Below are 9,669 nucleotides of genomic sequence, written 5' to 3'. Positions count from 1 at the left end.
TCAAATGGTGTGTTTTCAGGAATGCGAGTTTCCATGTTTTATCTCCTTGAATATGCTGGAGATACAATGCCTTTTTGCTAATTATGTTCCAAAAGGGATATAGATATGCGCCAAAAGGAATAGGAAAAATCTAAAGCTAAGATCGAGATCATCATGGTGGGGCATTTTCTTTTGAAACTTTTGTTTAAAGCGCGTTCATAGAGAGTTTTTGTTGATCATAAAAAAGGGGGGTGAAAACGACAAGGCATGCCTATAGGGCTTTATGAGGTCATTATAATATAGATGCTGTTTTGTTTATATTCTTTCATAAATTTGAATTTTTATCTCATGACAACGTCTTGGTCGATAAACATATGATAAGCGTTACGAATGGGAATATATTTATGTTTCATAAATAAAAGCACATTTTGTATAGAGAGCTCTTTCTTTGTGTTTGCGCTATTGTATTCTTTTGACAAATGCTTTTCTTTTTGATTGTATCAAAAAGTTTAAAGAGAGACCTTGTTAGGATATAAAATGTTTCGTTCAACTTTTTTTAAAAATCGTGAAATCTATGGACCTCTTTGTATTGGATTTGATCCGAGCCATAAAGTTTTGCAATCGTGGAAACTAAGCTTTGATTATAAAGGTCTAAAAGATTTTTGTGATATTCTCTTAACAGCAGTTGTTGGTAAAGTAGGTATTATAAAGCCGCAAGTCGCATTTTTTGAATTATATGGTGTGGAAGGTCTTCAAGCTCTCAAAGAACTGATTGAAAATGCACACGAACAAGGCATATTGGTTCTGGCGGATGCAAAAAGGGGGGATATTGGCTCTACTGCTGAAGCCTATGGTAAGGCTTGGCTTGGTCCAAGTAGTGCGTTCAAGGTGGATGCCATGACAGTTAATCCTTTTTTGGGTTTTGATGCTCTTATTCCTCTGATAAAGGTTGCAGAAGAAACAGGAGCAGGGGTTTTTGTGGTTGTTCAGTCTTCTAATCCAGAGGGGAAACAAATACGAAATGCGCTTATTGGTGACCAGACACTCTCTCTTCATCTTGCACAGTGTATTTGTGATTATAATAGTCAGTCTTCGGTTATTCATCATAATATTGGCCCCATAGGTGCGGTTATAGGAGCGACATTAGGATCTGAATCAAAAGACACAATCGAGCAGTTAAAAAATAGTCTGTTTCTCGTTCCGGGTATTGGCGCTCAAGGTGGAACAATGACACAACTAGCAAATCAATTTCCACAAAGACTTTGGCAGAATGTTATTCCCTCTGTATCACGCTCTATTACAGATGCTGGACGAAATATTGTTGATTTAAAAAATGTTATCAATCATTTTGCAGAACAAGCGCAAAGCACACTGATGTCTTGAGGATTTTTGCATCTGTAATAAATCTGAAGAATTCTGAAAGGGAGGGGTTTTGAGGGGGATGCTTCCGATTTATCAAGAATCAACTGTCGCTTTGAGGTTTCTTTCAACAAGCACAGATGTCTTTTCATTGAATGTTAAGCGGGCATTTCATGTTGAGCGGGAGGCTATGTTCCTATTGAAAGTACAAATATTTTCAGTAGATTGCCTTAAGGGTAAAGGTTTGCATCTTTTAAAAGCAAAAGCTTATGCATATTGTTACCAGTTTTCAGTTGATAAAGTTATTGCAGCGTTTGTTTCTATAAGATAGACACACGTTATCGGTGAATATATATTGTTGTTAGAGAAAAATATGTTATCAAAACAAGAAAAAACCAAAGCCCGTTTACCCCGTGGGTTTGTTGATCGTACAAGTGCACAGTTGTATGCAACTGAAACAATGATTGCGCAAATTCGTGAAGTTTATGAACTTTATGGTTTTGAAGCACTGGAAACACCAATTTTTGAATATACAGATGTGCTGGGTAAGTTTTTACCGGATTCAGATCGTCCAAATGCGGGCGTTTTTTCGCTACAAGATGATGATGAGCAATGGATGTCTTTGCGCTATGATCTTACCGCGCCTCTTGCTCGTTATTTTGCCGAGAATTTTGAAGTTTTGCCAAAGCCTTATCGCAGTTATCGTCTTGGCTTTGTTTTTCGCAATGAAAAACCAGGTCCAGGGCGGTTTCGGCAATTTATGCAGTTTGATGCGGATATTGTTGGAACACCAACGGTAGCGGCTGATGCCGAAATTTGCATGATGGCAGCCGATAGTTTGGAAAAATTAGGGTTTCAGCATCATGAATATGCCATTCGTCTGAATAACCGAAAAATTCTCGATTGTGTTTTAGAGAAAATTGGTTTGGGGGGAAATGAGCAGGCTGAAAAGCGCTTAACTGTCTTAAGAGCAATTGATAAACTGGATAAATTTGGTTCTGAAGGGGTGCGTTTGCTTTTGGGAAAAGGGCGTTTGGATGAAAGTGGTGACTTTACAAAAGGGGCGGAGCTTAAGGAAAAAGAGATTGAGTGTATTCTTACCTTAACTGCTGTTGGAGCTGAAACAGCAGAAGAAACGCTTGAGGCTCTTAAAGAAGTGGTTGGTGATCATGTTCAAGGGCGTGAGGGAATTCGTGAGCTTGAGGAAATGCAAGCAATTTTTGCCGCAAATGGCTTTCAGAATCGTATCAAGATTGATCCATCGGTGGTGCGTGGACTGGATTATTATACAGGTCCTGTCTTTGAGGCTACGTTGCTGTTTGATGTTTTCAATGATGATGGGCAGAAAGTTGTTTTTGGCTCCGTTGGTGGTGGTGGGCGCTATGATGGATTGGTGGCACGCTTTCGTGGTGAAAATATTCCGGCAACAGGTTTTTCAATCGGGGTCTCACGCTTGATCGCTGCTTTGCAAAATCTTGAAAAGTTGCCTATGAAGGAGACAACAGGGCCGGTTGTGGTGCTGATGATGGATAAAGAGCCAGAGGCGGTTGCTGGTTATCAAAAAATGGTGATGCAGTTGCGTGGTGCGGGAATTCGTGCTGAGCTCTATTTGGGGGCATCGGGGATAAAAGCGCAGATGAAATATGCAGATCGACGCCAAGCGCCTTGTGTGGTTATCCAAGGCTCACAAGAACGTGAGAGCGGAAAAATACAGATTAAAGATTTGATTGAAGGGGCGCGTTTGTCTCATGAAATTAAGGATAATCAAACATGGCGTGAAAGTCGACCAGCACAAGTGACGGTTGATGAAGATCAATTGGTCAAAACAGTACAGGATATTTTAGCCGCCCAAAAATGATAATGGTAAAAGTCTTTATCGAAGTGATTGTTCGAAATATTTTGGAAATTTGAAATTCAATTTTTAAAATTTGTGCTTTGCTCGTTTATACGTGTTGGTGCACGCGTTCAAAAGCGGGGTTTTGAAGTGCGTGCGGCATAAAAGAGAGATTTTTAAGAGATAAATAAGCACTATTTGCTATAAAACGTGCCCTTCTGAGGATGCGATGATAATGCGTTAAAATGAGCAAAAAAATTGTAACGAACAAAAACTCTGAGAAAATTAAAAGGTTTCACGCAACGCTTTCCCAAAAGTTTATAAAAATATTGACAAGTTCATATTGGCTTCATCTTTGAATTCTCATCTATGAGTATCAAATCCTTTGATGTTCTCTTCTTAGACATTACAAAATTTAGCCTTATTGCAAAAGGAGGAAGAACTAGAGCGTTTTATCCTAAAAGACTTTTTAAGCTTCAAAAAACAATGGAATGACTTAAATCGAACAATTTTTTACAGGAGCATGTTTGGATGAATTGTAAGCTGCCATAATGGTAACTTACTGATAATATGCATTTTTCATAAAGTCAATTCTTTAACGGAGAAATGAAAATGGTCCAATATGATTTTACTCTGCTCTATGAACGAAATCCCTTTATTCTTGAAAGACCTGAGAATATTGGAAAATCATTTAAACTTCCTCCTTCAAATTTCGGATTTGAAGATCTTCCGCAAATTACCTTTTCAGGCGCCTCGTCGTGTCGGCGTATGATTTTTGGGTTATCATTTAGTGGTATGAAAGCATTTTTTGTGATGTTGTGGCAGGTAGGGAAAATGTTAGATGAGGGGGATGATGTGGATTTATGGTTTGATCAGATAACATTGGATCATGATATTCTTGAAGAATTTTTGACTTGCGATCTTTCAATTCAAGAACCAGAATATCTTAATTTTGAAAGTTTTAAAGAAGGTATCAAAGAATTAGAAAAGAATAAAATTGTAGCGAAGGGGACAAAAAAAGATTGTTATTTCATCAATCCAGATATTTTTGGTCTTCCTGAATGTGATGAAGATTTTGAGTTCGATGAAGAGGAAGAGATAGAAGCACACTTTACGGTAGAATACCCGAATAAACAACTCCTTTAATCGTTTTTCTCTTAGAGAAAAATAAAGGCTTAGAATAAATGGCTATGAGAACAGCAATGAGTCTGTTTATGGTATGTGAATTGGAATGTTTGCGGGATCTGTTTTGATTTAATATTCTCCATGAATGGTTCTTTATGCAGAGCGGTTTTTATGCCATATTTTCTTCTTTTTATGAGACATAAGTTAATTTGAACTGTGCACCTCTTCAAACAAATGTTTGATCTGTATTTTCTTTCTTGGTACTTTTGTGAACTTTGCAGTAATGATGTTCATAGCTCTTGTATTTTGGCGCGTTTACGAGAGGTATTTTTACTCTTTTTAATCGTTTATTCATATGCCAATCCCGCTTGCTAATGAGCAAGAAAATAGTTTTAAGGGATTCAATATAAGAAGGGATAAAATAAAACAATCTTATGATATTCGGCTCCTCTCATTCAATATGCAAAATTATAAATTATCTTTATAAATCAAAGTATTGTTTAATACAAAGTTTTTCTCAGTATGAGAAATTTAGCATTGATCTTGCATATTTCATCAATACGTTAGTCCTTGATGTTTCTGAGAGAGTTTTGCATGAATTTGCGCATTTGGCAATTGCATCCCCATTTTTTGATAGCGTGCAACAGCTTTTAACTCTTTGATTTTTTAGCCCCACAACGGGTCCAGATTTTTCATCAGCAATTTTTCAAACTTTTTCAAAGCAGTTAAAACATAAAATATTTATTGAAAAAATTATTGCTGTAATCTTTTCTCACAGAAGGCGTACAATCAACTTATCGGGTCTGTTTTCACGAATAGATGTTGTAAAAAGTCAACGACACAAATCTTCCTCCTCAGGAAATTTGTGTCGTAAAATTTTGTTTAAATAGACGATTGGGGGAATTAGCTTTTCAAGGCTTTTAAAACATGTTGTGGTGAAGAAACTTCATAAGGATCTGTTGCACAATTATCTGAAAAACCTGCTTCTTCGAACCATTGTTCAACCACACCATCATTAATAACAGCTGCATAGCGCCATGATCGCATGCCGAACCCAACATTGTCTTTTGCAACCAGCATACCCATTTTGCGTGTGAATTCACCAGAGCCATCGGGAATTAACTTCACGTTTTTGATATTTTGTGCTTTTCCCCAAGCATTCATGACAAAAGCATCATTGACGGAAAGGCAATAAATTTCATCAATACCCGCTTGTTTAAATTCATCATAGAGCTTTTCAAAATCAGGCAGCTGAAAGGTTGAGCAAGTAGGGGTAAAAGCTCCAGGAAGAGAAAAAAGAATAACACGCTTTCCTTTAAAGTAAGCATCGCTGTTAACTTCTTGCCACCGATAAGGATTGTCTCCAGCCACTGATTCATCGCGTACGCGTGTGTGGAATGTCACATTGGGAACTGTTTTTTTCATCATCATGATGCTCCTGTATTCTTTTACGAAAATTTTGTTTTAAAACAGCCTTTGTATTTAAAAACATATGGTAAAAAGCGTTTTAAATAAAAGGGCTTCTTTAAAAACTCTTACTTCTAACGAGTGTGCAAATATTTCACACTTCCGTCAAGTAGAATTAATGGTCGACTTTGGATACTCTTCACCTTAAAATTATAGGAAAGAATATAAAGGTATTGATATGACCATAAAGACAGTTTTAACCACGGCTTTTGAGGGGCAAAAACCGGGAACGTCTGGTTTGCGCAAAAAAGTGTCTGTTTTTCAACAACCCCATTATGTAGAAAACTTTATACAATCTCTTTTTGATAATATTGGACCTCTTGAAGGAAAAATGTTGATTCTGGGGGGGGATGGGCGCACTTTTAATCGTACTATCCTTCAGATTGTGTTGAAGATGGCAGCGGCGCATGGTGTCTCTTGTGTTAAAATGGGAAGGGGCGGTATTCTTTCTACACCTGCTGTTTCGCATCTTATTCGTAAAACTCATGCCCATGGTGGACTTATTCTTTCTGCAAGCCATAATCCTGGTGGTCCAGAGGGAGATTGTGGTATTAAATATAATATTTCCAATGGGGGACCCGCTCCTAATTCTTTATGTGATGCTATTTTTGCAACATCGCAACGTCTTTCTTTTTATAAAATTCTTGAAGCACCAGATATTGATTTAGATAGGCAAGGTACGATCTTTATGGGAGCCATGCGGATTGATATTATTGATCCTGTCGCTGATTATGTTGCTTTGATGCAGGAGCTTTTTGATTTTGACTGTATTGCCAAGGCTGTTGCTCGAGGTCTTACTTTACGGTTTGATGCCATGCATGCGGTAACAGGGCCTTATGCCCATGAAATTTTTGAAAAATGCTTAGGATTTTCTGAAGGGACGGTGGTTAATGGTATTCCTTTGCCAGATTTTGGAGGCGGTCATCCAGATCCCAATTTGGTTTATGCTAAGGATCTTTATGATTTATTGATGTCAGAGCAAGGACCAGATCTTGGCGCCGCCTCTGATGGTGATGGAGACCGTAACCTCATTATTGGTCGTCAACAATTTGTCTCGCCTTCGGATTCTTTGGCTATTATGGCTGAACATGCACACCTTATTAAAGGATATCGAAAAGGTGTTGTGGGGATAGCGCGCTCTATGCCGACGGGGCGTGCTGCTGATCTAGTTGCGGAAAAACACGGATTAAATTTTTTTGAAACGCCAACGGGATGGAAGTTTTTTGGAACCCTTTTGGATGCGGGAAAAGTAACCTTTTGTGGTGAAGAAAGCTTTGGAACGGGCTCTCATCACATCCGCGAAAAAGATGGTTTATGGGCTGTCCTATTTTGGTTAAATCTTGTAGCGGTAACAGAAAAAACTGTCGCACAGATTGTTCAACAGCATTGGTCCACCTATGGGCGTTTTTACACGTTACGGCATGATTATGAAGAAGTCGAAGCAGATAAAGCTTTGGCATTACTAGAGCATTTGCGTGCGCACTTACCACATGCAGGAACTGAAATTTCTGGATTTTTCGTCAAAAAAGCAGATGATTTTACATATCATGATCCCGTTGATCAGAGCGTTAGCACGCGGCAAGGTATCCGTATTTTTTTCGAGAATGGAGCAAGGTTGGTGGTTCGTTTGTCGGGAACAGGGACGCTAGGTGCTACTTTACGACTTTATTTTGAACAGTATGAAAGTGATCCGCGCAAACACAATTTTAATCCGCAAGAAGTTCTCCAACCTTTGCAACAGGTAGCACTAAAACTGTTAAACATACAACAAGCATTGGGGCGAGATCGTCCTGATATTATCACCTAAGATCATTGGAATGTTTTTTTGTAAAGGTATGATGATTGATCACATGGATGTGATTTTAGGGGTGTGATTTTATGTGCATAAGGGAGAGCTTAACTCTATTTTTAGGCGAGACTTGTTTTTTCCACCTTTCCATATCAATCGGATTCCTAAAACTGCGGGATTCTTAAAACTAAATGCTGTAGGAAATTATAATCGAGCATAATCGGATCATTTATGTCCAATGGGTTTGCTCAATGGCTTGATAGCAATTTTTGTTTAATAGGGGAATGTTTCTCATACAAAACAAAATACGATCATTGTTGCACATTTCATATGTTTGTTTTAAAGAATCTTCTCTCTCAAGACACTAAAAACGCATCTTATGCGTGTTGCTTTGAAAGGGATAACCGGCCATCCATCCATTGAGCAGCACCATTTTTACGCTTATGAGAGAGTAAGACGGCACCATTATTCACTTTGCCCGCTTTCAATGTTGGCTCTTATATTTGAGAGTATTTAGTATTTTGGATAATCGTTTTACACGGATTTTCCTACTTGTAACATGCAAACAAAAGGCTTTGGTTGTTTCAATGTAAAAGGGGTTGAGAGAATCTCAGCTTATTTATCGGCTCTCATTCAATATACAAAACCATTAACTATGATCATAAATCAGTCTGTTCTCTAACATTATGACTGTTATCTTTACTTAAATAAAAGGTTAAGTTGGGGACATCATTTTCTTGTTTCTCAATGCTGCAATAGTTTTTAGCTCTCTGAGAACGTTTTATTCAGAGATGTTCCTTTTCTAATTGTTTTGTTATCCATTCGTTAATTGCATTGGTGATGTATAAGAAAATGATTTTGATTAATTTATTAGAGAGAATGCAGTGAGTAAATTTTATGATATGCGGGGGGCTTATTTGAGTTGTATAATGATCAATCATTTTTATAAACTTGTGTATAGTATGTGATGATAGCATTCATGAATACAGTTGGCAGATGAGGATTGAAACAAAGGGAAACATTTTTCTAAAATAATGGACAATAAGCACTTCTTGCTTTATGACCAGTCATAATGAATGTTTTTTCTAAAAAAGGGAAATTTATGACCCAATATCCCAAATGTCCTCGTTGTGATTGTCTTTATACTTATGAAGATGGTGAAAATTTTGTGTGTCCTGAATGCGCGCATGAATGGCCACAAAAAAACGATGATACGGTTCTTGCCAATACTGTTTATGATGCCAATGGTCAGATTTTAACAAACGGAGATACCGTTATGGTGATAAAAGATCTGAAAGTAAAAGGCGCTTCATCTGTTTTAAAAGGGGGGACGAAGGTAAAGAATATTCGCTTGGTGGATGGGGATCATAATATCGATTGCAAAATTCCAGGGATTGGTCAGATGAGTTTAAAGTCGGAGTTTGTGAAAAAAGTTTAGGCATTTATCTTCTTGCAATTGTTTTTGCATTTCGTTGGTTTTCTATTTTTACATTCTTCTCTAATTGGGCATATTTTTCTCCAATGGGCTTCTTTTCTTGTTTCATAGATTACACCAATCAGATAGGAGCAATATGTTTTCCTTTATTGCAAAGCCATGTATCGCAGAGAAATAGCGACTCTTTCTTTTCTTTTAATATGGGGTTATGAGGGGACTGGATGTTGACTCATAAGCAACAATAAAAGTGTGCGCTTTATGAGAAAAACAACGCCGTAAAGTAGACAAACTTATTTCTGCTGAATTGAAAAAATATTCTCATTTTTTTATCAGATAATTTCTCAAACAACCATAATAGATCTGGCTTCAATGTATTTATTTTTTATGGGTAGTTACACCTTTTGCGTCATATTTATGGAAATGAGATTGAAAATGATAGAGGAAATTCTTGATTTTAAGAATGGAAAAAGGACGCTATGACCTTGATAAGGTCGTACTGTCATTCATTTTTCAGCTCTTAGTGCTGCAACAGTCTCTTATAAAAGTGTACATAAGAGCTATTAAAAATAGTTTTTGTTATTATCCAGTTTGTGCTGTGTAAGCGGACGATTTTGATTGATGCAATAAAAACAGAATTGAAATAAGAAAAATGTCAGAATTCTCATTCAAGTTGCAAAATGT

7 protein-coding genes are annotated in these 9,669 nt (G+C 37.3%); 6 read left to right on the top strand and 1 reads right to left on the bottom strand.

Annotation, left to right across the window (positions count from 1 at the left end; all coding sequences use genetic code 11):
* Positions 1-516: 516 nt before the first annotated feature.
* The 4 genes from pyrF (at position 517) to ACFINX_RS06170 (ending at position 4,318) form a co-directional block, all read left to right on the top strand.
* Positions 517-1,362, top strand: a complete 846-nt coding sequence (gene pyrF / locus ACFINX_RS06185) for an orotidine-5'-phosphate decarboxylase (protein WP_375627884.1) — start codon at positions 517-519, stop codon at positions 1,360-1,362.
* A 49-nt stretch (positions 1,363-1,411) separates the two neighbouring features.
* The gene (locus ACFINX_RS06180; protein ID WP_375627885.1) at positions 1,412-1,669 is read left to right on the top strand and encodes a hypothetical protein; all 258 of its coding nucleotides are present in this window, start codon (positions 1,412-1,414) and stop codon (positions 1,667-1,669) included.
* Positions 1,670-1,711: 42 nt separating this feature from the next.
* On the top strand, positions 1,712-3,196 hold the full coding sequence (gene hisS, locus ACFINX_RS06175) for a histidine--tRNA ligase (protein WP_375638515.1): 1,485 nt from the start codon (positions 1,712-1,714) through the stop codon (positions 3,194-3,196).
* A gap of 588 nt (positions 3,197-3,784) precedes the next feature.
* The gene (locus ACFINX_RS06170; protein WP_375613583.1) at positions 3,785-4,318 is read left to right on the top strand and encodes a replication protein; all 534 of its coding nucleotides are present in this window, start codon (positions 3,785-3,787) and stop codon (positions 4,316-4,318) included.
* An 882-nt stretch (positions 4,319-5,200) separates the two neighbouring features.
* Here the strand turns inward: ACFINX_RS06170 and ACFINX_RS06165 are convergent.
* On the bottom strand, positions 5,201-5,725 hold the full coding sequence (locus ACFINX_RS06165; RefSeq protein WP_375613588.1) for a peroxiredoxin: 525 nt from the start codon (positions 5,723-5,725) through the stop codon (positions 5,201-5,203).
* 217 nt (positions 5,726-5,942) lie between these two features.
* Here ACFINX_RS06165 and ACFINX_RS06160 point away from each other — a divergent pair, with 217 nt between their 5' ends.
* Together ACFINX_RS06160 and ACFINX_RS06155 are read left to right on the top strand one after the other, a co-directional pair.
* Positions 5,943-7,571 carry an alpha-D-glucose phosphate-specific phosphoglucomutase gene (locus ACFINX_RS06160; protein ID WP_375613582.1) on the top strand — a complete coding sequence of 543 codons (1,629 nt, stop codon included), beginning with the start codon at positions 5,943-5,945 and terminating at the stop codon, positions 7,569-7,571.
* Positions 7,572-8,655: 1,084 nt separating this feature from the next.
* The gene (locus tag ACFINX_RS06155; RefSeq protein ID WP_273790940.1) at positions 8,656-8,991 is read left to right on the top strand and encodes a zinc ribbon domain-containing protein YjdM; all 336 of its coding nucleotides are present in this window, start codon (positions 8,656-8,658) and stop codon (positions 8,989-8,991) included.
* Positions 8,992-9,669: the final 678 nt, after the last annotated feature.

This window comes from Bartonella sp. AP36NXGY (assembly GCF_042195865.1).
Classification (GTDB): domain Bacteria; phylum Pseudomonadota; class Alphaproteobacteria; order Rhizobiales; family Rhizobiaceae; genus Bartonella.
This window is presented reverse-complemented; position numbering and strand designations above follow the sequence as displayed.

Bases quoted from the DNA above. Each gene is read 5' to 3' on its own strand.
- ACFINX_RS06155 (WP_273790940.1), top strand. From the start codon at position 8,656: ATGACCCAATATCCCAAATGTCCTCGTTGTGATTGTCTTTATACTTAT.
- hisS (WP_375638515.1), top strand. From the start codon at position 1,712: ATGTTATCAAAACAAGAAAAAACCAAAGCCCGTTTACCCCGTGGGTTT.
- ACFINX_RS06160 (WP_375613582.1), top strand. From the start codon at position 5,943: ATGACCATAAAGACAGTTTTAACCACGGCTTTTGAGGGGCAAAAACCG.
- ACFINX_RS06170 (WP_375613583.1), top strand. From the start codon at position 3,785: ATGGTCCAATATGATTTTACTCTGCTCTATGAACGAAATCCCTTTATT.
- pyrF (WP_375627884.1), top strand. From the start codon at position 517: ATGTTTCGTTCAACTTTTTTTAAAAATCGTGAAATCTATGGACCTCTT.
- ACFINX_RS06165 (WP_375613588.1), bottom strand. From the start codon at position 5,725: ATGATGAAAAAAACAGTTCCCAATGTGACATTCCACACACGCGTACGC.